Origin of the sequence: Micromonospora sp. NPDC092111 (assembly GCF_044755745.1) — a bacterium.
GTDB lineage: Bacteria > Actinomycetota > Actinomycetes > Mycobacteriales > Micromonosporaceae > Micromonospora.
On sequence record NZ_JBIVRQ010000006.1, the window covers coordinates 167,594 to 189,057 of the forward strand.

Genomic DNA, 21,464 nt, shown 5'->3' on the forward strand with positions numbered 1-21,464 from the left:
GGATGCGCGTGTTGATCGTCGAGGACGAACTGTTCCTCGCCGAGGCGCTCCAGGCCGGGCTCCGTCACCAGGCCATCGCGGCCGACGTCGCGCTGGACGGCGACGAGGCGCTCGATCGGATCGCGGTCAACGACTACGACGTCGTCGTCCTCGACCGCGACCTTCCCGGCACCTCCGGGGACGAGGTGTGCGCGATCGTGGCCCGGGACCACCCGGCGGTGCGGGTGCTGATGCTGACCGCGGCGAGCAGGTTGACCGACAAGGTCAACGGCTTCGAACTCGGCGCCGACGACTACCTGACCAAGCCGTTCGCGCTCGAGGAGCTCATCGTCCGGCTGCGCGCGCTCGCGCGGCGTCCCGCCGCCACCGCTCCGCCGGTGCTGGAGTTCGCCGACCTGCGCCTCGATCCGTTCCGCCGTGAGGCGTACCGCGCCGGCCGCTACCTGCGGCTCACCCGGAAGCAGTTCGCCGTGCTCGAAGTCCTGATGCGGGCGGGCGGCGGCGTGGTCAGCGCCGAGCAGCTTCTGGAGAAGGCCTGGGACGAGCACGCCGACCCGTTCACCAGCGCCCCCCGGGTGACGATGTCGACCCTGCGCAAGGCCCTCGGCGAGCCGGACCTGATCACCACGGTCCCGGGCGCCGGTTACCGCCTCACCGATCCGGGTCGGTCCCGTGCCGGCTGAACCCCGATCCCCCTACCGGCCACGGGTCAGCGCCCGCCTCCGGCTGACCGTGAGTTACGCGGCGTTCCTCGTCGCGGCCGGGTTCGCCACGCTGCTCGGGGTCTACCTCGTCCTGCGCTACGTCCCGGACTATCCGCTGACCGCCGCCAACCCCGCCGACGCCGGTGGCGTCGCGGTCGCCTCGCGCGGGGAGATCCTGCACCAGGTCGTCCGGGTGTCCGGCCTCCTGCTCGCCGCGCTGGCGTTGATCGGTGTCACCGGCGGCTGGTTCCTCGCGGGATGGGTGCTGCGTCCGCTGCAACAGATCACCGAGGCCGCCCGGATCGCCGCCACCGGGCGGCTGGACCACCGGATCCGTCTCACCGGCCGCGACGACGAGTTCCGGCAGGTCTCCGACACCTTCGACCACATGCTCGACCGGCTGCGCGACGCGTTCGCCGTTCAGGAACGCTTCGCCGCCAACGCCTCCCACGAACTCCGCACGCCCCTCGCCGTCACGCAGATCCTCCTCGACGTCGCCCGCGACGACCCCGACGGGCAGGACTATCCGAACCTGGTCAACCGGCTGAGCATCACCAACGCCAGGGCGATCCGCATCACCGAGGCACTGCTCCGGCTCGCCGACGCCAACGGCATCGGCGCCACCGCCGAACCGGTCGACCTCGCCACGGTCGCCCGCGGTGCCGTCGCCGAGAACGCCGCGGAGGCCGACCGGCACCGGGTGACCGTCGACGCCCGGCTGGCCGCAGCCCCGACCGTCGGTGACGGCGCACTGCTCGCGCAGCTCGCCACGAACCTCGTACAGAACGCCATCCGCCACAACCACTCGCCCGGCACCGCCCGGGTCACCACCCATCTCGATCCGCACCGGGCCACGGCCACCCTGCGGGTCGAGAACACCGGCGCCGTCTACCCGGCTGCGGTCGCCGCGCAGCTCAGCGAGCCGTTCCTCCGCGGGTCCGGGCGGGTCAGCCGGCCCGGCCAGGAGAAGGGGTACGGGCTCGGCCTGGCCCTGGTAGCTCGCATCACGCAGGTCCACGGCGGCTCGCTCGCCATCGCGCCCCGGCCCGGCGGTGGGCTCGACATCACCGTCACGCTGCCGCAGCCGGCCGGTCAGCCGGGGCCTGGTCGAGCCGATGGGCGCCGTGCGCCGTGACGGTGCCGGACACCAGCCCCAGGTGATCCGTGATCTCCCGCACCGGTCCCGCCAGCGGGTGGGGTGCGGCCACTGTCGGCACCCCCCACCCGCTGGGTCAGGTCAGCCGGTCGCGCAGCTCGCGGTGGGTGTGGTGTTGTTGCCGTTCTTGTAGAGCGTGACGCCGAAGTTGTTGCCGTTGCCGTTCGGGCGGGCCGTGAGGGTGCCGCTGGTGCCGCTGATCGACGCGTTCCAACTGTTCTGCAGGCTCTGGCCGCCATTCGTGCGAATGGTGACGACCCAGTTGCTGGCGCCGCTGACCGAGAAGTTCACGTTGAACCGGTCGGTCCACTCGTCGGCCCGGCTGACACTGACCGTGCAGCCGCCACCGGGCGGCGGGGTGGTCGGGTTGGTGGGGTTGGGGCCGGAGTCGCCCACCGTGATGTCGGAGCTTCCGCTGCTCTGGTATCCCTCGGTGGCCAGGATCTGGTAGTCGTGACTGCCGAGATTCATGCCGTAGCGGGCCCACGCGTCGAAGTGGGTGCCCGCGTTGATCGTGCCGCCCACCTTCTTCGACTGCCGGACGCTCCAGTACTGGTAGAAGGTCTTGATGCCTTCGATCGAGGGCTGGTTCACCCGCTGCGTCTGGTAGATGTCGTACGTGCCGCCGTCGCTGGTGACCGTGCCCTTGAACGTTCCCGTGGGCCGGTAGGTGCCCCAGCTGTCGACGATGTAGTACTCGATGAGCGGGTTTCTCGTCCACCCGTAGAGGGTCAGGTACGAGTTCCCGGACGGGTTGAAGGTGCCCGAGTAACTCACGGTCCGACGTCCGCCGGGGTTCCAGCCCTTACCGGCGACGAAGTTGTTGACGTTGCTCCACTGGGTGCTGTACTGGCCGCCGTTACCCATGGTCATGGAGACGTTTCCGCTGTCTTTCCAGAAGGAGTAGAAGTAGCCGTTGTGACTTCCGGTCGAATTCGACGTCACGGTCTGGGCCTGCGCGGGGCTGGACAGGATCGCCGTGGTGCCGGCGGTGACCAGCGCGATGGCGCAGGCGGCGCTGAGGAGCATTCTGAGGCGTCCGCGCGTGCGGCTTCTCGAGTGGACGGGGGCGTCGTTCATGACTTGCCTTCCTCCTCGTGACGGCTGGCGGGAGGCCAGCAGCGCGGTACGACCCGGCGGGGGTGGTGGTGGCCAGGTGGTGGCCGCCGGACGTCGGTGCGGTACCACGCGGTGGTGGTGGGCCGGTCGTCCTGCACGACGACCGGAGGGGTGGGTCGCGGTCGGTGACATCGGCGCTGATCGACGCAGGTCGATGGCGAAAGTATTGGTCCCCACTTGTCGGCTTGTCAACGACTTTCGGAAACATTTTGGAAACTCGATCCCGTCGACGGATCGTGAAGGGAGGGCATCTTGCCTGGCCGTGGGTCATGTGTGATCGATCGAAGGTGGGGGTGAACCTGTCGGAGCATTGGTCCTGGGCCGAGCGTCGGCGGCAGATGCCGAAAGTTTCGGAGACTTTCCGGGGTCGGCACGTCGGGCGGCAGACATAGAAGTACCCACTGCATATAGGGCGCGCTCTTTCTCACCTGTGGCCTGCCGGGGGCGGGCAGGACGACGCTGTCGCACCGGCTGGCCGCCGCGCACGCCGCCGTGCGGATCAGCTCCGACGAGTGGCTGATCGAGCTGCTCGGCGGACCGGATCGGGTCCTGGCCGACCGGCTGCGCCTCCGCCTGGAGCCGCTGCTGTTGTCGGTCGCCGTACGGGTGCTCGGCCTCGGTGGCAACGTCGTGCTCGACTTCGGGCAGTGGTTGCGGTCCGAGCGCGACCGGTCCCGGTCCGCGGCCCGGGGCCGTCGGCGCGCGCATCGAGCTGTACGTGCTGAACCCGCCGTACGAGGTGCTGCGCAGCCGGGTGGCCGCGCGCAACGGCGTCCCCGACTCGGGTTCGTTCCCGATCAGCGAGGCCGAGCTGGCGGAGTGGGTCGGCCGCTTCGAGGAACCGACCGCGCAGGAGCTGGCGTTGTTCGACGCGCATACGCCGCGCGAGCGCTGACCACTGCGCCTGGCCGAAGGGGCTGCCGACGACGGTGCGCGGGCTCGCCGGTCGGCTAGCCGTTGCGCACCAGCCGCCACCGGTTGTCCGCGCTGCCGTTGTCCGAGTCCTGCACGGCCTGAGCGCCCCAGGCGGTGGAGCCGTTCAGAATGCCGAGCAGCTTGCCGCTGTTGACGTTGCGGATCTTGTAGGTTCCGTCGCCCACGTCGAGCAGGGTCCACCGGTGGTCGGCGGTGCCGTTGTCCGACCATTGCAGCACCCGGGCGTTGTCGGCGGTGGACATGTTCTCCACGCCGAGGACCTTGCCGCTGTTGACGTTGCGGAACCTGACCGCGTTGCCGTCGGTCACGACGACCCAGTTGTGGTCGGCGGTGCCGCTGTCGCCCCACTGCACGGCGAGCCCGCCATCGGCGGTGGACATGTCCTGGACGCCGAGCACCAGACCGGTGCCGACGTTGACGAGCCGGTGACTGCCGCCGGTGCTCCAGTAGACGGTGTAGTTGTAGCCGTGGGCGTCGTGGAAGGGCCCGAGGGTGACGGTGGACCCGTCGGCGGTGGCGGTGAACGCCAACGAGGTGGTGCTGGTCCGGGTGATCGACGAGACGGCGAGTGACGGCAGGGCGCTCAGTGCGCTGTTGCCGTAGTTGCCGCACAGCACCGCCGGGCCGTAGGTGATCGCGGCGACCGACGCGTTGTCGTTGGCGGGCTGCATGATGACCCGCATGGGCAGCCGTACGGTGATGGTGTCGCCCGCTACCCAGGTGCGGGTGACGGTGGCGTAGCTGCCCGGCGTGGTGGCGACGTTCTGCCCGGTGCCGTTGACGCTGATCGTCGCGCCGGTGGTCCAGGCCGGGATGCGGAGCCGGATGCTCCACGAGCCGCTCATCGTGCCGGACAGGGTCAGCGTGGTGGTGTCGCTGACCGGGTAGGTGGTGCTCTGGATGACCGTGACGCCGCGCTGCGACCAGGTCAGCACCGACGGCACGAACAGGTTGACGGTCAGGGTGGTGCCGTTGTGGAAGTAGATGGAGTCCATCAGCTTCGTGTTCGTCTCGATTCCGGTGCCCTGGCAGCACCAGAACGAGTTGTAGTCGGTGCTCCAGGTGCCGCCGCCCCACGCCGGGCCCACCCCCCGGCGTCCGCCCGGCCCGAGCGGGGTGAAGTAGGTGATGTGGCCGTGGCTGTCGGCCGGGTTCTGCGCCCCGACGAGGTGGTTGAGCAGGGCCCGCTCGTAGTAGTCGACGTACGCCACCCGGTTCGGGTCGAGCAGCCACAGCTCCCGGGTCAGCTTGAGCATGTTGTAGGTGTTGCAGTGCTCGCAGGTGTCGTTGGTGAGGTGAGCGCTGATCGCGTGGGGCGCCCGGAAGTGCTCGGCCTGGCTGTTGCCGCCGATGGCGTAGGTGTGCGCGTCGACCGTGAGGTTCCAGGCGTTGGTGGCGATGTCCCGGTAGCGGGTGGTGCCGGTCGCCTTGTACTCCCGGGCGGCGCCCACCCACTTCGGCACCTGGGTGTTGGCGTGCAGCCCGACGAGCCGGTCCTGGTTGGCGGCCAGGGGATTGAACACCGCGGCGTGGTCGAACCGCTGGGCGGCGGTGAGCCAGCGCCCGTCACCGGTCTGCTGGTAGATGTCGGTCAGCACCTCGTTCATGCCGCCGAACTCGGTGTCCAGCAACGCCTGCATCTGGCTGGTGCTCAGCCGGGCCGTCCGGGTGTCGACCCAGCCGGCCAGCGCCAGCAGCACCGAGCGGGCCTGCGTGTTGCCGGTGTAGCGCCAGACGTCGAGCAGTCCGGCCAGGGTCTTGTGGACGCAGTAGTAGGGCACGTTGCCGTTGGACAACGTGCGGGCCTCAAGCGCGGTGAATTCGGACTCCGGGAAGCCGGAGAGGTAGCCTGCGGCGAACCCGGCGGCCCCGTTGTTCGCCTGGCACCTGGCCAGTTCGGCCACCAGGTAGTTCGCCTTGTCCCGGCAGGTGGTGTCGCCCAGCACCGCGTACGCCTGGGCCCAGGCGGTCAGGAAGTGCCCCTGCGCGTGGGTCCGGAAGGGAAACGTCGGCGCGTCCCAGCCGCCGGTGGCCGTGGCGCCGTTGGTGGACAGCCGGTGGTTGGCGCGGAAGTTGTAGAGCAGGCGGTCGGCGTCGACGAAGCGCAGGTAGTTCAGCGTCCGGTTCTGGTTGTCCAGCCACCGGCCGGCGGTCAGCCGCACCTGACCGAGGTCGAACGGGTACGCCGAGACCCCGAGGTCCGGCCGGGCGGGCGGCAGCACGGCGGCGGCAGCGGGACGGGCACCGAGGAGCGCGGTGCCGGTCGCGGACAGGACGGCGGTCGCGCCGGCGGCTTGCAGCACGCGCCGGCGGCTGATGGGCAGCGATGACATGGGACCTCCAGGGAGGGCGCCACCGGCCGGGGTGGAACGGGTCGGCGGCGGGACGGGCTCGGGAGGACGGTTCGACGAGCCGAGTTAACGCTCACATTTGTCTGGCATGTTACGGGCAGCGAGTGCGGAGATTCAAGATGGTGACTGTCTGGCCGTTAGTGAGGCGAGTTGTCCGAGGTGGAGTCGGTGTGGGTGCGGCGATGCGGATGAGCTGCGACAGCCCGCAGGCTGGTGCGGTGCCGCCCACGTGGACCTGCCGGTGTTATCGATAACAGATCGATCGGCCAAGAGTCGTGTCAGGTGATCATCCGACCTCTGCCGGCTACCCGGTGAGCAGCCGGCTGATCCGCTCGTACTCGGCGGCCATCTCCGGCGTGGCGAGGAAGTCGTCGAGATCGGCCGAGACCCGGAAGTCGACCTCCTCGATGGAGCGGATCGCCAGCTCGTACAGCTCGCCGCGCCGGTTCTCCTCCAGGTAGGTGGTCCAGTGTTCGAGCGCGGAGAGCACGGTCAGCAGTCCCGGATCCAGGTCGCCGTCCGTGCGGATGCCGTCGTCGATCCGGGCCAGTTGCGTGCGTAGCTCGGTCGCGCTGGCCGTCCGGACGTTCTCGCGGGCGATGGTCAGCGCCGCCCAGCCGCCCTCGTCGAGCTCGTCGTCGGCCGCGAAGTCGAGGAGTTCCGCCCGGACCAGCCGGGCGACCGTCTCGATGCCGAAGACGCGGAGACTGTCCTCGCTGGCCGCGACGACCAGCCGGAGGAGTGCCGCGTCGAGTTCCTGGTATCTCACCGCCGCCAGTCTATGCGTGGATCCCCTCGGGCCGGTCGCCGCAGTGGTCGTCGGGTCGGCGAACGGGAGGTGTCGGCCGCACCCTGCCGTACCGGTGCGGCGATCGGGATGCCGATCGGCCGGCTACGTCCGGGTGGTGAGCCGGTGGTCGCGGGGGCTCAGGCCGCGGATGCGTTTGAAGGCGGTACTCAGGGCGAAGGAGCTGCCGTAGCCCACCCGGTGGGCGACCGCGCCGACGGTGGCGCCGGGCTCGCGGAGCAGATCGGCGGCCAAGGCGAGCCGCCACTCGGTGAGGTACGACATGGGTGGTTCGCCGACCAGCGTGGTGAAGCGGCGGGCCAGGGTCGCTCGGGAGACCCCGGTCCTGGCCGCCAGCGCGGCCACCGTCCAGGGCTGGGCCGGGTTGTGGTGGAGTAGCTGCAGGGCCCGGCCGACGACGGGGTCGCTGTGTGCCCGGTACCAGGCGGGGGCCTGGGCCGTAGGCCGGGCGAACCACTCGCGTAGCGCGGCGATGAGCAGCAGGTCCAGCAGCCGGTCCAGGACGGCTTCCTGGCCCGGGTCGTTCTTGACGATCTCGGTGGCCAGCAGCGGGATCAACGGGGAGTCCCAGGAGTCGCCGGGGACGACCAGCAGCGGCGGCAATGCGCTCAGCAGCCGCCGGCTGACCTCGCCCTGCATCGTGTAGGTGCCGGTGAGCAGCATCGTCGGGCCGTCCGGGGTGTTGCCCCAGGTGCGTACGCCCAGCTCCGTCATCTCGGGCAGCCCCTGCCCGTCCGGGGTGGTGCAGCGCTGCCCGGGGTGGATGACGACCTGCGGTGCCGTGGCCGGGTCGTCGGCGACGGTGTACGGGTCGGGGCCGCGGACGATCGCCACATCACCCGGACGGAGCCGCACGGTCGCATCCCGGTCGGGAACGACCCAGGCTTCGCCGCGGACCATGGCGACCAGGGTCAGCGGGGCCTGGTCGCTGATCCGCATCGACCAGGGCGGGGTCAGGACCGAGCGGAGCAGGAACGCGCCCTGTGCCCGGGGCCCGTTGAGAAGACCGACGACTGCGTCCATGTAGACGATTGAACACAAGTTGGCGCGCTGTGGCTATGTAAGGTCTCACACGGCTCCACTTCAATGGTCGCTATGACGAAGGAACGAGAGCAGAAGACAGTCCTGGTCCTCGGCGGGACCGGCAAGACCGGCCGCCGCATCGTGGCGCGGCTACAGGGCCGTGGGGTGCCCGTACGGGTCGGTTCCCGCTCCGCCGCGCCGCCGTTCGACTGGACGGAGCCGGCAACCTGGGCGCCGGTGCTTCGCGACGTCGGCGCGGTGTACGTGTCGTACTACCCGGACCTGGCCGTGCCGGGCGCGCCCGAGGCGGTCGGCGCGTTCACCGAGCTGGCGGTGGCGTCCGGTGTCTCGCGGCTGGTGCTGCTGTCCGGCCGGGGTGAGGAGGAGGCCCACGCCAGCGAACGGCTCGTCCAGTCCTCCGGGGTCGAGTGGACGATCGTGCGGTCGAGCTGGTTCAGCCAGAACTTCAGCGAGGACTACCTGTTGGAGCCGGTGCGGGGTGGTGAGGTGGTGCTCCCGGTCGGGGACGTACCCGAGCCGTTCGTGGACGCCGACGACATCGCCGACGTCGCCACGGCGGCGCTTACCGAGGACGGGCACGCGGGACAGGTCTACGAACTGACCGGACCCCGGCTGCTCACCTTCGCCGAGGCGATCGGCGAGATCGCCGCGGCGACCGGGCGGAACGTCGAGTTCGTCCAGGTGTCCCACCGGGACTACGCGGAGGCGCTCGCCGCGGCCGGTGTTCCCGCCGAGGTCGTCGGGCTGCTGACCTACCTGTTCACGGCCGTGCTCGACGGTCGCAACGCCCACCTGACCGACGGGGTGCAGCGTGCCCTGGGCCGGCGGCCCCGCGACTTCGCCGACTACGCCGCTGCCACCGCCGCCGCCGGCCACTGGAACGACCCGTCCTGAACTGATCGTCGCGGCGCTGTCGGACCGTCGAGCCGCCGGGTGTCCGATCGCCCCGTCGGTCGTGACGGGGCCACCGGTCACCCGCTCGGGTTACCTCCGCCGCTTCGCGGGACGGGGCGCGGCGTGCCGTTCGATGCTCGCCCCGTCCGCACCGACCGGGCGCGTCGCTGGCCGTGGGCAGCCGAGGCGGCTGGCCGGCCCACCGAGTGGCCGGGCGGCGCGTCGGGTGGCTGGGCGGCGCGTCGGGTGGCGGCGCAGGAGTCGAGCCGTGAAGCCGGCCCGGGGTGGCGTATCCCGGGAAGGTCGAGGATCAACGGCGGTGGGTGGCGCCGGTCCGGGCGGCCACCCGTGCGGGGCCGGGCGCGGGGCCGGTTCGTCGTCCGGAAGGCAGGCGGTATGCCGTCGTGGTGGTCGTGGAGTCCTGGCCCGGGGTCGGGCTCGGCACCGCGACTGGTGGCGGGCCGGCCGGGCCGGCGGGCGAGCTGGTTGGAGGTCTTCTCGGACCTGGTCTTCGTCGTCGCCGTGGCGTCGGTGGGGCAACGGTGGGGGCCGGCACCGTCCGTGCCGGGCCTGGCCGCGGGGTTGGGTTTGTTCACGGTGATCTGGTGGGCGTGGTTGGGGCAGTCGTTCTACGACACCCGCTACGAGACAGACGACCAGCAGCACCGGCTGCTGGTGCTGACGTCGATGGTGGGAGCCGGCGCGCTGACCCTCGGGGCGCGGACGGCGCCGGCCGGGGTGTTGTTCCCGCTGGGATACCTGGTCGTGCGCGGCTGTCTCCTGCTGATGTACGGCCGGGCGGCGCGGAGCGACGCCAGTGCCCGGCAGGTCGGTGTGGTGTACCTGCCGGGCTTCGGGGTGGGATGGCTGTGCTGGCTGGGATCCCTGTCGGCGCCGCCGCAGTCGCGGCCGTGGTGGTGGGCGGCGGGACTGCTGGTCGACCTGGCGACGCCGTGGCTGGGACGCCGGTGGCTGGCGCGGGTGCCGGTGGACAACCGACATCTGCCCGAACGGATGGCGCTGTTCACGATCATCCTGTTGGGCACGTCGCTGGCCACCCTGCTCGACGCGGTGCCGACGCGACCGCAGGCGGTGGTCTGCGGCAGCCTGCTGCTGGCGTTCCTGGTGCCGGCGTCGATCTGGTGGGTGTACAGCCAGTTCCTCACCGTCGACGTCAGCGTCGAGCGGCTGCGTGGCGGTCAGACCTTCGCCTACCTGCACGGGGTGTTGGCGGCGGCGTTGTTGCTCAACTCCTGGTCGTTGGGTGCGGTGATCAGTACGGTGGCCCACGGGACAGCGCAGGTGCCGCAGATCGTTCGGGTGGCCCTGGGCGTCTCGATCGGGGCGTGGATGATCACCGGCGTGGCGCTGCGACAGACCACCCTGGGTGCCGGGACCCGGTCCCGGGTGGTGTTCACCGGCGCCGCCGTCCTGGCCATCACGACGGTGACGACGGTGGTCACCCAGCCGGTGGCCCTGCTGGCGGCGGTCGCCGCGCTGCTCGTCAGCTACGCCCACCTCGCACGGCGGTCCCTCGGGCAGGCCGAGCGCAGCCGAAGCGGATGAGGGGGCCGGGTGGCCGCCGGACGCGCATCGCGGCCGATGGCTCGCCGCGACGACGCGCCGGTCCCCGGGCGGGTGGGCCGCGTGGGGCGGTGAGCAGACGGCGGGTGGGTCCGATGGGTGGGCCGGGTCGTCGTGGTGAGCAGACGGCGGCGGGTGGGTCCGGGTGGTCTGGGGGCGGAAGCCGCCCCGGGCGGTCGCGGGTCGATTAGCGTGACCTCATGGGTCGTGTGCGTCAGCTCGCCGACCTGACGCCGGCCGGGCGGGAACGGTACGCCGACCTGCTCCGGGCGGTGGCGATCTGCCTGGTGGTGCTCGGCCACTGGACGGACACCGCCATCAGCTACGACCCGTCGGGTCATCTCACCGGCCGCTCCGCGCTGTCCGAACTGCGCTGGGCCTACCCGCTCACCTGGCTCTTCCAGGTGATCCCGGTCTTCTTCCTGGTCGGTGGCTTCGCCAACGCCGCCTCGTTGACCAGTCGGCAGGCCCGGGGCGGCAGCGCCACCGACTGGTTGCTGGACCGCAGCGCCCGGCTGGTCCGGCCCACCACCGTGCTGCTCGTCATCCTGGTCGGCGGTGCTCTGCTGGCCCGCCTCGGCGGCGCGGACCCGGCGCAGGTCAGGACGGCGGTGTCGTTCGCCACCATCCCGCTGTGGTTCCTCATCGCCTACGTCGCCGTGGTGGCACTCACCCCGATCATGTACGGGCTGCACCGCCGCTGGGGCTTCGTCGTACCGCTGGTGCTGGTGGCGCTGGTGGCCGCCGGCGATCTCGGGCGGTTCCTCGGTCCCGGTCTGCTCTCGGGCGGCAACTTCCTCTTCGGCTGGCTGGTCATCCACCAGATCGGCTTCGCCTGGTACGACCAGTACGCCGCCACCGTGGCGAGCGGCGGCGGCGGGGCCGGGCGGGGAACAGCACGACGCGGTGGACTCCTGGGCCGCCGGCTGCCGTTGGGTCGCCCGGTCGCGGCGGCGCTGACGATCGGGGGTCTGGTCGCGTTGGTGCTGCTCACCGTCGTCGGCCCCTACCCGGTCAGCATGCTCACCGTGCCCGGGGAACGGTTGGACAACACCTCGCCGCCGAGCCTGGCGCTACTGGCCCTGGCCACCGTCCAGCTCGGGGTGATCCTGCTGCTGCGTCGCCCGGCCGAACGGTGGCTGCGGCACCGTGGTCCGTGGCGGGCGGTGGTCGGGGTGAACGCCGTCGTGCTGACCATCTTCCTGTGGCACCTGAGCGCGGTGTTGCTGCTGGTCGGCGCGCTCGACACGGTGCACTGGCTGCCCGCCCCGCCGGTTGGCTCCGCAGGCTGGTGGGCGTGGCGGCTGCCCTGGTTGCTGGCGCTGGCCGTGACGCTGCTGGCCCTCGTCGCCGTCTTCGGCCGGATCGAGGCACGCACCGGGCGACGGTCGCGGGAGCGGGGCCGCGAAGGCGGGTCCACCGGCCGGTCAGCCACCGCCCGTACCGCGCTCACCGTGTTCGGGTACGCGGCCGTGGTGCTCGGCCTGCTGATCAACAGCATGACCCGGATGTCCACCCCCGAGGTCCTGGGAACACCACCGATCGCGTTGGCCGCCTACCTGGCCGGTGCGGGCACCCTACGGCTGCTGCGATCGGCTCCCCGTACCGCCTGAGTCCTCGCGGGTGTGGGGTCGCGTTGGCGGCGACGAGCAGTCGCTCAGGCCGCCGGGCGGTCGCGGGCCCGCGCGGAACCCGGGTGGGGCGGGAGTAGCCGCAGCGTGGCCGGGGTGGGTTGCGGCGGGTCGTCGGTGAGCCGCCAACCGGACCGGCCGGACCGCCCGTGCGTCGGCGGTCCGTCGGGCCGCAGCCAGGGTCGGGACAGCGCGACCACGATCGTGTACCCGGTGATCAGGAAGCCGTGGCTGACCAGCCGGGTGGGGTCGACACCGCCGGTCAGCAGGTCGTTGACCGACAGCAGCACGAGGGTGCCGACGAACGCGCTCAGGGTGGGCAGCAGCCCGGTCGGGGGCGTGCGCCGGGTCGCGACGAACAGGAAGCCGGCGCCGATGGCGACGTTCCACGCGGCGGACTCGTGCCACAGGTGTCCCGAGGCGATGGCGCCGGCGTGCCGGTGGCCGGCGGACGGGCCCATGCCGATCTGGGTCAGGCCCAGCACCAGTTGCAGTGCGCCGACGAGGCCGAGCGCGGTACGCAGGGTGAGGGACAGTCGCTTCCGGAACCGGCCCGGGGCGACCTCGGGTGGGCTCGCCACGGCGAGGATGCGGTCGGCGAGGTCGTCCACCGGGGCGCTGAGCGTCAGCCGGGACCGGCGGGTCACCGCCGCGGCCCGGTCGAACCAGCGCCGGCAGCCGACGCATCCGTCCAGGTGGGTGTCGGCGCGGTGCCGTTCCTCGGTGGTCGCCTCGCCGTCCAGCCGCGCCGACAGGATTTCCCGCCACTGCTCACACCCCATGTACCGGTAGTCGGTCGTGAGGTCGTCCTGGTTCCCGCAATGGTCCGCTTGTTCCGTCTCCGGCCTGGTCACGCCCGTCGTGGCGGCCCGGTCGGCGGCGCGGACCGGGATCCGTCCCGTGGACCGGTGACGGTCCGGCTGCGGGCTGCGCAGGGACCTCCCCGTCGCCGGCGCCGCCAGCGTCTTGTCCAACCCACGACCCACCCGCTGGGACGGGCCGCCGGGCCCCATGATCGTGCTCGATCCTGGTTGCAGTGGCATCCGGCCGGCTGGGAGACCACGACAACCAGGATCGAGCGTGATCTTCGCCCCGGACTCGCGCGCAGGGCCGCGACTCCGGGCGGGGCCAGCCTCGGTGGGTTCGGCCTGCGGGCACCGGCACGAGGGACCCGCCGCCCCCACCGGCCGCTCAGGCGACCGGAGCGGACCCGTTGCGGGCGTGCCGGGTCACCCACGCGCCGGCCACCAGGTCCACGACGAGGAACGCCAGCAGCGTCACCCCGAGTAGCGGCAGCGCCCAGCCGACGGCGAAGACGACGGGTACGCCGACGGCGATGCCCCAGCCGGGCAGCCGCTGCCACCCGCCCCGGGCGGGCGCGGCACCGACGGCGGCACGGCGGCCGGTACGGGTCGGGCGGCGCTGCCACCACATGCGGTAGCCCCAGACGATGACGCAGAGCAGGCCGAGGGCGAGGGCGGCGAGCAGCACCTGGTTGACCGGTCCGAACAGCCGCCCCATGTGGGCGGAGACGCCGAGGCTGCTCAGCCGCGCCAGCAGCGGCCAGGACGCGAAGTCGCTGCGGGCGGTGACGGTGCCGGTGGCGGGGTCCACGGCGATCCGGTCCTTGCGGACCGGCCAGGTGTTGTCCACCTGGGTGACGGTCCACGTCGACCGGGCGTCGGCGGCGGGGGTGATCTCGACCGGGCCGTCGAGCCCGGCGTCGCGGGCGATGGCGAGGACCCGGTCGGTGACGGCCGGGTCGATCGCGGTGGCCGGCCCGGCCTGCCCACCGCCGTGGTGGCCGGACCCCGTGCCGGGCGACGCCGCCCCGGGCAGGACGGTGGACACCTCGGGGGTACGGGAGTCGAGGGCGTCCAGGCCGGCACCGAAGTTGTCCCCCGCGTAGCGGGACCAGGTCAGCCCGGTGGCGGACAGCAGCAGCAGGCCGACGGCCAGCCACAGCCCGGTCGCCGCGTGCCAGCTCCGGGTGCGCCGGACACCCCGCCGGGCGGCCAGGTCGGGGCCGAACAGTCGCCGAATCCGCCCGACGCCGGGGCGCTGGCGGCGCCACCACAGGATGACTCCGCCGAGCACGAGGACCCACAGCCAGCTCGCGGCGATCTCCGAGTAGTAACGGCCCAGCGCGCCGAGGTGCAGATTGCGGTGCAGGTCGTCCAGCCAGGTGGTGAGCGGTGTCGACCCGAACCACGTGGTCAGGGTCCCCGTCACCTCGGCCGTGTAGGGGTCGACGTAGACGGTGTGCTGCTTCTCGCCGAGATCCGCGACGTCGAACACCACCTGGGTCGTCGCGTCGCCCTCGCCGGGGGTGACGGACGCGAGGCTGCCCTCGGGGTGGGCGGCGCGGGCGGCGGTGATCTGCTCGGCGAGCGGCCGGGGGGTGTCGCCGACCCGCTCGACGGTGAGCTGCCCGCCGTAGACGATCCGGTCCACCTGCGGGGTGACCGTGTAGGCCAGCCCGGTCAGCGCCGCCACCAGCAGGAACGGGGCAACCAGGATGCCGGCGTAGAAGTGGACGCGCAGCAGCAGGGCGCCCCATCCCGCTCGGGCTGCCGGCGTCGTGGCCGGCGCGGGCGTGCCGGGTGCGGGCGCGGACTCGGGTGTCTCGACGGTGGACGTCATGCGGTTTCCGATCGACTCGAAGCGCGGGGTGTCGGAATCGGTGGTCGGGCGGCGGGCGGCGGTGGTTCCCGCCTGAAATCGGACATGCCGAGAAATCAACCGAACGGTCGAGGTCCGGAACTTTTCCGCGCCGGTCGACGACAACCACAGACGCGCGGCCCTTGCGGCGGCGCCGACCACCGGCAACCACACGATTGAGGACCCGACTCGATGAAGCCCTACCCGCTTGCCCGCACGGCCGCAGTCGCCGTGGTCGTGACGGCCGCCACCCTGGTCGTTGCCGGCCCCGCGGCGGCGCACGTCACGGTGAACCCCGGCACCGCCGTCCAGGGCGGGTGGACCAAGGTCTCGTTCCGGGTGCCCAACGAGAAGGACACCGGCGACACCACCAGGGTCGAGGTCAACCTGCCCACCGCCACCCCGATCGCGTCGGTGTCCCTCCGGCCGGTCACCGGGTGGACCGCCGTCGCCGAGAAGACGAAGCTGCCCACCCCGATCAGGACCGACGACGGGGAGATCACCGAAGCCGTCACCAGGATCACCTGGACGGCCGCGCCGACGGCGGTGATCAAACCCGGCCAGTTCCAGGAGTTCGACGTCTCCCTCGGCCCGCTGCCGGACGCCGACCAGGTCGTCTTCAAGGCCCTGCAGACCTACTCCGACGGCGACGTCGTCCGCTGGATCGACGAACCCACCCCCGGTGTCGAGGCCGCGCACCCGGCCCCGGTGCTGAGGCTCACCGCCGCCGCGACCGACGACGCCGTCGCGTCCGCCCCGCCGGCCCCCACCGCCGCGTCGACCGACGACAGCAGCGACGACGGCTACGGCTACGGCCTGGCCGGCGTCCTGCTCGGCCTGGCCGGACTCGTCGCCGGCCTGCTCGCGTACCGACGCACCACCCGAAACGGCTGATGACCGGCGGGCCGGACGACGACCAGGTGACCCGGTGGGCGCGCCTGGCCGGCCAGGGCGATCGGCAGGCCGCAGCCGCGCTCATCCGGGCCCTGCAGGGCCCGGTGCGGCGGTTCCTCGCCCACCTGGCCGGACCCGGGGAGGCTGACGACCTGACCCAGGAGACCTTCCTGCGGGCGCTGCGCAGCCTCCCCGGCTTCGCCGGGCGCTCCTCGGCCCGCACCTGGGTGTTCAGCATCGCCCGCCGGGTCGCCGTCGACCACGTCCGCACCGCGCTGACCCGGCCCCGGATCGCCGCGCTGCCGGACTGGCAGTCCGTCGCCGAGGCCGCCGGCGCGACCACCGGCGGCGTCGACGACCGGGTGACCCTGGACCACCTGATCGCCGGGCTGGCCCCGGAGCGCCGGGAGGCGTTCGTCGCCACCCAGGTCCTCGGCATGTCCTACGCCGACGCGGCTCAGGTGTGCGGCTGCCCGGTCGGCACCATCCGCTCCCGCGTCGCGCGGGCCCGCGAGGACCTGGTCGCCGCCTGGGGTGCCGACACCCGGACCGCCCACCGCTGGCGTACCGGCTGACCCGACCGGCCTCTGCGCAGGTCCGAACGGGACGGCGGCTCGCGGTGCACCCGCCGTCCGGCCCGGTGCGCGGGGTGAGGGCGGCGGGTTTCGACGGTCGCGTTCCGAGGTTGAGTCGCGGCGGTCGGAACTTTTGCCATTTGCGTAAAAAGTTGGCGAACTATTGATTGAAGTCCGGCCGTCGTGAGGATGATCCAATGCGTTGTTCCCCTCCCGCCGCCAGACGTGCTGGACGTGCCGTCTCGGGCCTGTTCGCGCTCGTCCTCCTCTCGGCCGTCGCCGTCCTCGGCTCCGCCCCGCCCGCCGCAGCCCATGGCACGCTGGCGATGTCCGCGCCGGCGACGGGCGCCACGGTGGCCGAGCCGCTGGCGGCGGTGGAGCTCTACTTCACCGAGAAGGTCGCCGGCAACGCGTACTTCACGATCACCGCGCCGGGTGGCGGTCGGGTCGACAACGGCTGGGCGCACGGGGCGGCCAAGCCCCTGGACAAGCCGGTGCGGGAGTACCTGCTGGTCGACGGGAAGTTCGAACCGCGTGAGTACGCGACGGGATACCCGGCGGTGGTGACGCTCGCGCACCTGCCGGCGGTGGGGCAGTACTCGGTGAGCTACCTGTCGGTGGCCTCGGACGGTGAGCCGGTGCGGGGCACGATGAGCTTCCGTTACACGGGGCGGGTGACGACGCCGCCGCAGGGCTGGCGCCCGCCCACCAACCAGCCGGATCCGTCGCTGGTGGCGGCCGCCGAACAGCACGCCACGTCCGGGCACGGTTCGGCGGCGACGTCGTCCGCGCCGGCCACGCCGGCGGCGGCCTCGGCCCCGCCCGGGGCCGCCGCTCCGTCGACGGCCCCGGACGACGAGGGCGGTCCCGGGCGCTGGGTGTGGACGGCCGGGGCGGTGGCCGCCGTGGCGGCGGTGGCCGGCCTCGTGGGCTGGCGCCGCCGGGCACCCGTGGGCAGGGCGGCCGGCCGGGCCCGCGTCGCGGGGGCGGCTCCTCGCCGGCCGGGCGGCGGCTCCCGACCCGGGCGGGGAACAGGCGCGACCGGTCGCACGGGCGCCGATCGCAGGGCCGCCGCCTCGGGCGCCGGTGGCAGGGCGACCCGGGCGGCCGTCTCCCCGGCCCGCCGGGGCCGCGCGGCGGACACCGCCCGGACGGCCGTCGCGGCCGTGCCGGCGGCGGCCGTGCCGGCGGCGGTCGGGAAGGGGGCGACGGCAACTGCCGTCGACCCGGCGGACGGTCGATCGCCTGCCGTGACCGTAGCGCCGGATGTGGCCGCCGAGGCGGACGGGGAAGCCCCCACCGTCGGCGCCCGGCTGAGCAACACGGGTCTCGCGCTGTTCGTCGGTGGGCTGGTGGTGGCCCTGCTGGCCGGGTTCGGCCTCGGACGGATCGGTACGGCCGACGGGCGGAGCGTCACCGGCGGGCAGACGGCCACCGGCGGGGCGCTCGGCACCGGGCCGGCGGTGTCGGCGGGGGACGGGCACCAGCACGGACCCGGCACCGGGGCACACACGCATCCGGGTGACGGCGGCACCGGGCAGGCGCAGGTGACCGGGATGGCGGTCAGCGCCGGTGGCTACACCCTCCAGCCGGTGGCGCGGTCCCAGCCGGTCGGCGAGCGGCTGGACTACCGGTTCCGGATCGTCGGGCCCGACCGGCAGCCGGCGACGCGCTTCGCGGTCGTACACGACAAGCCGTTGCATCTGGTCGTGGTGGGCCGTGACCTGAGCGGGTACCAGCATCTGCATCCCACCATGACGGCCGACGGCACCTGGAGTGTGCCGCTGACCCTGCCCCGGGCAGGCGGCTACCGCATCTACGCCGACTTCTCGGTCACCGGGGCCGACGGCACCGCGCTGCCGCTGGTCCTCGGCGTCGACCACCAGGTTCCCGGCGCGCACGTCCCGGCCGCGCTGCCGCCGGCCCAGTCGCAGGCGGCGGCCGGGCCGTTCACGGTGTCGATGGGCGGCACGCCGACGGTGGGGGTGACGGTGCCGCTGTCCTTCCGGGTCGGCGGGTCCGGGCCGCCTGGACCGCCGCGGTTGGAGCGCTACCTGGGCGCGTACGGGCATCTGGTCGTCGTTCGCGAGGGCGACCTGGGTTACGTGCATGTCCACCCGGAGCCGGAACTGGTCGACGGGACGGTCAAGTTCTGGCTGACCGCGCCGAGCACGGGCCGGTACCGGGCGTTCTTCGACTTCCAGGTCGACGGGACGGTGCACACCGCGGAGTACACGATCGAGGTGGGCTGAGGTCGCGGGACCGGTGTCGGCGCGGGCCGGGGGTGGTCCCCGGCTGCGCCGGCCCGGCCGGGGTGTCCGTGCTTGCCGGGCCGGGCCACGAGCCGCTGGGCAGGTGTGAAACGCGCCGGAGAGGATAACCACTGCCGGCCGGTCGCGCGTCGGCGTCCGGTCGACGTGGGGGGTGGCAGATGAGAGCGGTGCAGTTCGCCGACTACGGCGGCCCGGAGGTGCTGCGGCCGGTCGAGGTGCCCGAGCCGCACGCCGGACCGGGCCAGGTCCGGGTGGCCGTGCGTGCCGTGGGGGTCAACCCGATGGACTGGAAGATCCGCAGCGGGGCGATGCGCGAGATGATGCCGCTGTCGCTGCCGACCATCCCGGGCAGCGACGTGGCCGGGGTGGTCGACGAGGTCGGCGCGGGCGTGTCCGGGGTCGGCGTGGGCGACGAGGTCTTCGGCTTCGCCACCGCCGCCGGCTACGCCGAGTACGCGGTGCTGGAGCACTTCGCCGCCAAGCCGCCGGTGATGTCCTGGGAGGAGGCGGCCGGGCTGCCGGTCGCGGCGGAGACCGCCGTGCGTGCCCTCGACCTGCTCGGCGTGGGCGAGGACGACATCCTGCTGGTCAACGGGGTGTCCGGTGGGGTGGGTCTGGCCACCGCGCAGCTCGCCCGCCACCGGGGAGCCACCGTGATCGGCACCGCCAGTCCGGCCAACCACGACTTCCTGCGCGCGCTGGGCGTCAACCCGACCAGCTACGGCCCGGGGCTGGTGGAACGGGTCCGGGACATCTCTCCCGACGGGGTGGACGAGGCCCTGGACACCGCCGGCAAGGGGGCCCTGCCCGACCTGGTCGAGATCACCGGTACGTCCGACAAGGTGCTGACCATCTCCGACCCGGACGCCCAGCGGTACGGCGTACGGATGACCAGCGGCGCCGAGGGCCGGTCGTACCAGGGGCTGGACGAGGCGGCGCGGCTCTTCGAACGGGGCGAGTTCAGCCTCCCCGTCGCCCGGACCTTCGAACTCGACCAGGCCGCCGAGGCTCACGAGATCAGCCAGGGCGGTCACGTGCGGGGCAAACTGATCCTCCGGGTCGGCTGAGCGATCCCGGCTCCGGGGGCCGAACCGACGGCCGCAGGGTGGGTCGTGGCCTGCCCGCTCCGGCTGCCGACGTCGGGAACACGACGTCCGGTGAAGGCCGAAACGCGGGCTTGACGGAGCGCGGACATCGGGGGTTAACTTCCTCCCAGCGATACGAGTCGATTCGTTGCGACCGTCCACACCGGCCGGTCGGGCGTTGTCGACCCTGACCAACGCGGCGAGGGGCATCGATGGATCCAGGCTCCGGCACCAGCGGCTGACGGGCCTGACCCGGTCCTGACACCGTTCCCGCCGGCACGCCAGCCCGTTGCTGGCGCTGCCGGTCGCGGCGTGACGCTTCCCTCGTCGGCGGATGGGGGAGCGCGGGAGCGGACCTCGCCACGGCGTCGCGTCGCGTCACCACCCGGCCGGAGCGATCCGACCGGCAGGCACCGCACCACCGCAGCACCACCACCACCGCACCACCTGTACCGCCCTCAGCCGAGCATCGGCGGCCCGGCCTCCGTACCACCGCCACCTCGGCCCCGGCGGGCCCGCACGCCAGTGGTGTGCCCGCCCGGGCCGACGCTCAGCAGAGGAGCAGAGCATGCGTTCCCGTGCGTTAGCACTCATCGCCGGCCTGGCCGTGTTACTGGCCAGCCTGGTGGCCGCGCCGGCCCCGGCCTCGGCAGCGCCACTGACCAAGGTCCTGGTGTTCAGCAAGACCGCCGGCTTCCGCCACTCGTCCATCCCCAACGGCATCGCCGCCATCCAGCAGCTCGGCGCCGCCAACGGGTTCACGGTGACCGCGACCGAGGACGCCGCCCAGTTCACCACCGCGAACCTGGCCCAGTACCAGGCGGTGGTCTTCCTGTCGACGACGGGCGACGTCCTCAACGCCACCCAGCAGACGGCCTTCGAGTCCTACATCACCGCCGGTGGCGGGTACGTCGGCGTCCACGCCGCCGCCGACACCGAGTACGACTGGCCGTGGTACGGCGGGCTGGTCGGCGCGTGGTTCCACTCGCACCCGGCGATCCAGTCCGCCACCATCCGGGTCGAGGACCGGACGAACCCCTCCACCGCCCACCTGGCCGACACCTGGGTACGCAGCGACGAGTGGTACAACTACCGCACCAACCCCAGGTCGAACGTGCGGGTGCTGGCCAGCCTCGACGAGTCGTCGTACAGCGGCGGGAACATGGGCGACCATCCGATCACCTGGTGCCGGTCCTACGGCGGCGGGCGGGCCTGGTACACCGGGCTCGGGCACACCGAGGAGTCGTACAGCGACCCGAACTTCACCCGGATGCTGCTCGGCGGCCTGCGGGTCGCCTCGGGCGCGGTGGCGGCCGACTGCACGCCGCGTACCACCCCGCCGCCCAGCGGCACCAGCCTGCGGGCCCGGGCCAACAACCAGTACGTCAGCGCGCCGAACGCCACCACCGCGCTGATCGCCAACCGGAGCGCCGTCGGCGCCACCGAGCGGTTCGACCTGGTCGACCTCGGCGGCGGCAACGTGGCGCTGCGCTCCACCGCCAACGGCATGTACGTCTGCGCGGAGAACGCCGGCGCCGCCCCGTTGGTCGCGAACCGGGCCGCCGCCGGTGCCTGGGAGACCTTCCAGCTCGTCCGCAACTCCGACGGCACGGTCAGCCTCCGGGCCCTGGTCAACAACCGGTACGTGGTCGCGGAGAACGGCGGCGCCGCCGCCCTGGTCGCCAACCGGGCCACCATCGGCCAGTGGGAGAAGTTCGACCTGGTCACCGGCTGACCGCGCCCGCCCCG

Annotated in this window: 17 protein-coding genes and 1 pseudogene; 12 read left to right on the forward strand and 6 right to left on the reverse strand. The window is 72.8% G+C overall.

Annotation, left to right across the window (positions count from 1 at the left end; all coding sequences use genetic code 11):
- Positions 1-2 precede the first annotated feature (2 nt).
- Together ACIQG9_RS15030 and ACIQG9_RS15035 are read left to right on the forward strand one after the other, a co-directional pair.
- The gene (locus ACIQG9_RS15030) at positions 3-683 is read left to right on the forward strand and encodes a response regulator transcription factor (protein WP_400402086.1); all 681 of its coding nucleotides are present in this window, start codon (positions 3-5) and stop codon (positions 681-683) included.
- Between the two features lie 49 nt (positions 684-732).
- Positions 733-1,839 (forward strand): sensor histidine kinase, encoded by a 1,107-nt coding sequence (locus ACIQG9_RS15035; RefSeq protein WP_400402089.1) that lies wholly within the window; start codon positions 733-735, stop codon positions 1,837-1,839.
- Positions 1,840-1,941: 102 nt separating this feature from the next.
- Here the strand turns inward: ACIQG9_RS15035 and ACIQG9_RS15040 are convergent, their stop codons facing one another.
- Positions 1,942-2,940, reverse strand: coding sequence for a glycoside hydrolase family 11 protein (locus ACIQG9_RS15040; protein WP_400402095.1), 999 nt, complete (start codon positions 2,938-2,940; stop codon positions 1,942-1,944).
- Between the two features lie 510 nt (positions 2,941-3,450).
- Here ACIQG9_RS15040 and ACIQG9_RS15045 point away from each other — a divergent pair.
- Together ACIQG9_RS15045 and ACIQG9_RS15050 are read left to right on the forward strand one after the other, a co-directional pair.
- A pseudogene (locus ACIQG9_RS15045) lies at positions 3,451-3,648 on the forward strand (hypothetical protein); the annotation flags it as partial.
- A 49-nt stretch (positions 3,649-3,697) separates the two neighbouring features.
- Positions 3,698-3,874 carry a hypothetical protein gene (locus tag ACIQG9_RS15050; RefSeq protein ID WP_400402097.1) on the forward strand — a complete coding sequence of 59 codons (177 nt, stop codon included), beginning with the start codon at positions 3,698-3,700 and terminating at the stop codon, positions 3,872-3,874.
- A gap of 55 nt (positions 3,875-3,929) precedes the next feature.
- Here ACIQG9_RS15050 and ACIQG9_RS15055 read toward each other — a convergent pair whose 3' ends face one another.
- The 3 genes from ACIQG9_RS15055 to ACIQG9_RS15065 all read right to left on the reverse strand — a co-directional run bounded on the left by ACIQG9_RS15055 (position 3,930) and on the right by ACIQG9_RS15065 (position 8,097).
- Positions 3,930-6,248 (reverse strand): beta-L-arabinofuranosidase domain-containing protein, encoded by a 2,319-nt coding sequence (locus ACIQG9_RS15055; RefSeq protein ID WP_400402099.1) that lies wholly within the window; start codon positions 6,246-6,248, stop codon positions 3,930-3,932.
- A 322-nt stretch (positions 6,249-6,570) separates the two neighbouring features.
- Positions 6,571-7,035 carry a hypothetical protein gene (locus tag ACIQG9_RS15060; protein WP_400402101.1) on the reverse strand — a complete coding sequence of 155 codons (465 nt, stop codon included), beginning with the start codon at positions 7,033-7,035 and terminating at the stop codon, positions 6,571-6,573.
- Between the two features lie 123 nt (positions 7,036-7,158).
- A complete protein-coding gene (locus ACIQG9_RS15065) occupies positions 7,159-8,097 on the reverse strand; it encodes an AraC family transcriptional regulator (RefSeq protein WP_400402106.1) in 939 nt (312 codons plus the stop codon).
- Between the two features lie 72 nt (positions 8,098-8,169).
- Here ACIQG9_RS15065 and ACIQG9_RS15070 point away from each other — a divergent pair, with 72 nt between their 5' ends.
- From ACIQG9_RS15070 to ACIQG9_RS15080, 3 genes are all read left to right on the forward strand, one after another.
- Positions 8,170-9,012 (forward strand): NAD(P)H-binding protein, encoded by an 843-nt coding sequence (locus tag ACIQG9_RS15070; protein WP_400402109.1) that lies wholly within the window; start codon positions 8,170-8,172, stop codon positions 9,010-9,012.
- A 486-nt stretch (positions 9,013-9,498) separates the two neighbouring features.
- Complete coding sequence (locus ACIQG9_RS15075; protein ID WP_400402111.1) at positions 9,499-10,578, forward strand: low temperature requirement protein A; 1,080 nt, start codon at positions 9,499-9,501, stop codon at positions 10,576-10,578.
- A gap of 218 nt (positions 10,579-10,796) precedes the next feature.
- A complete protein-coding gene (locus ACIQG9_RS15080; protein WP_400402114.1) occupies positions 10,797-12,209 on the forward strand; it encodes an acyltransferase in 1,413 nt (470 codons plus the stop codon).
- A 44-nt stretch (positions 12,210-12,253) separates the two neighbouring features.
- Here the strand turns inward: ACIQG9_RS15080 and ACIQG9_RS15085 are convergent, their stop codons facing one another.
- Both ACIQG9_RS15085 and ACIQG9_RS15090 read right to left on the reverse strand, forming a co-directional pair.
- Positions 12,254-13,009, reverse strand: coding sequence for a zf-HC2 domain-containing protein (locus tag ACIQG9_RS15085; protein ID WP_400402116.1), 756 nt, complete (start codon positions 13,007-13,009; stop codon positions 12,254-12,256).
- A gap of 409 nt (positions 13,010-13,418) precedes the next feature.
- Positions 13,419-14,870, reverse strand: coding sequence for a PepSY-associated TM helix domain-containing protein (locus ACIQG9_RS15090; protein ID WP_400402119.1), 1,452 nt, complete (start codon positions 14,868-14,870; stop codon positions 13,419-13,421).
- 210 nt (positions 14,871-15,080) lie between these two features.
- Between ACIQG9_RS15090 and ACIQG9_RS15095 the strand changes: the two genes are divergently transcribed.
- The 5 genes from ACIQG9_RS15095 (at position 15,081) to ACIQG9_RS15115 (ending at position 21,450) form a co-directional block, all read left to right on the forward strand.
- Complete coding sequence (locus ACIQG9_RS15095; protein ID WP_400402123.1) at positions 15,081-15,782, forward strand: YcnI family protein; 702 nt, start codon at positions 15,081-15,083, stop codon at positions 15,780-15,782.
- On the forward strand, positions 15,782-16,357 hold the full coding sequence (locus ACIQG9_RS15100) for a sigma-70 family RNA polymerase sigma factor (RefSeq protein ID WP_400402127.1): 576 nt from the start codon (positions 15,782-15,784) through the stop codon (positions 16,355-16,357). The genes ACIQG9_RS15095 and ACIQG9_RS15100 overlap by 1 nt, the downstream gene beginning before the upstream one ends.
- A gap of 197 nt (positions 16,358-16,554) precedes the next feature.
- Positions 16,555-18,609 carry a copper resistance protein CopC gene (locus ACIQG9_RS15105; protein ID WP_400402130.1) on the forward strand — a complete coding sequence of 685 codons (2,055 nt, stop codon included), beginning with the start codon at positions 16,555-16,557 and terminating at the stop codon, positions 18,607-18,609.
- 179 nt (positions 18,610-18,788) lie between these two features.
- A complete protein-coding gene (locus ACIQG9_RS15110; protein ID WP_400402132.1) occupies positions 18,789-19,697 on the forward strand; it encodes an NADP-dependent oxidoreductase in 909 nt (302 codons plus the stop codon).
- 586 nt (positions 19,698-20,283) lie between these two features.
- Positions 20,284-21,450 (forward strand): ThuA domain-containing protein, encoded by a 1,167-nt coding sequence (locus ACIQG9_RS15115; RefSeq protein WP_400402134.1) that lies wholly within the window; start codon positions 20,284-20,286, stop codon positions 21,448-21,450.
- Positions 21,451-21,464: the final 14 nt, after the last annotated feature.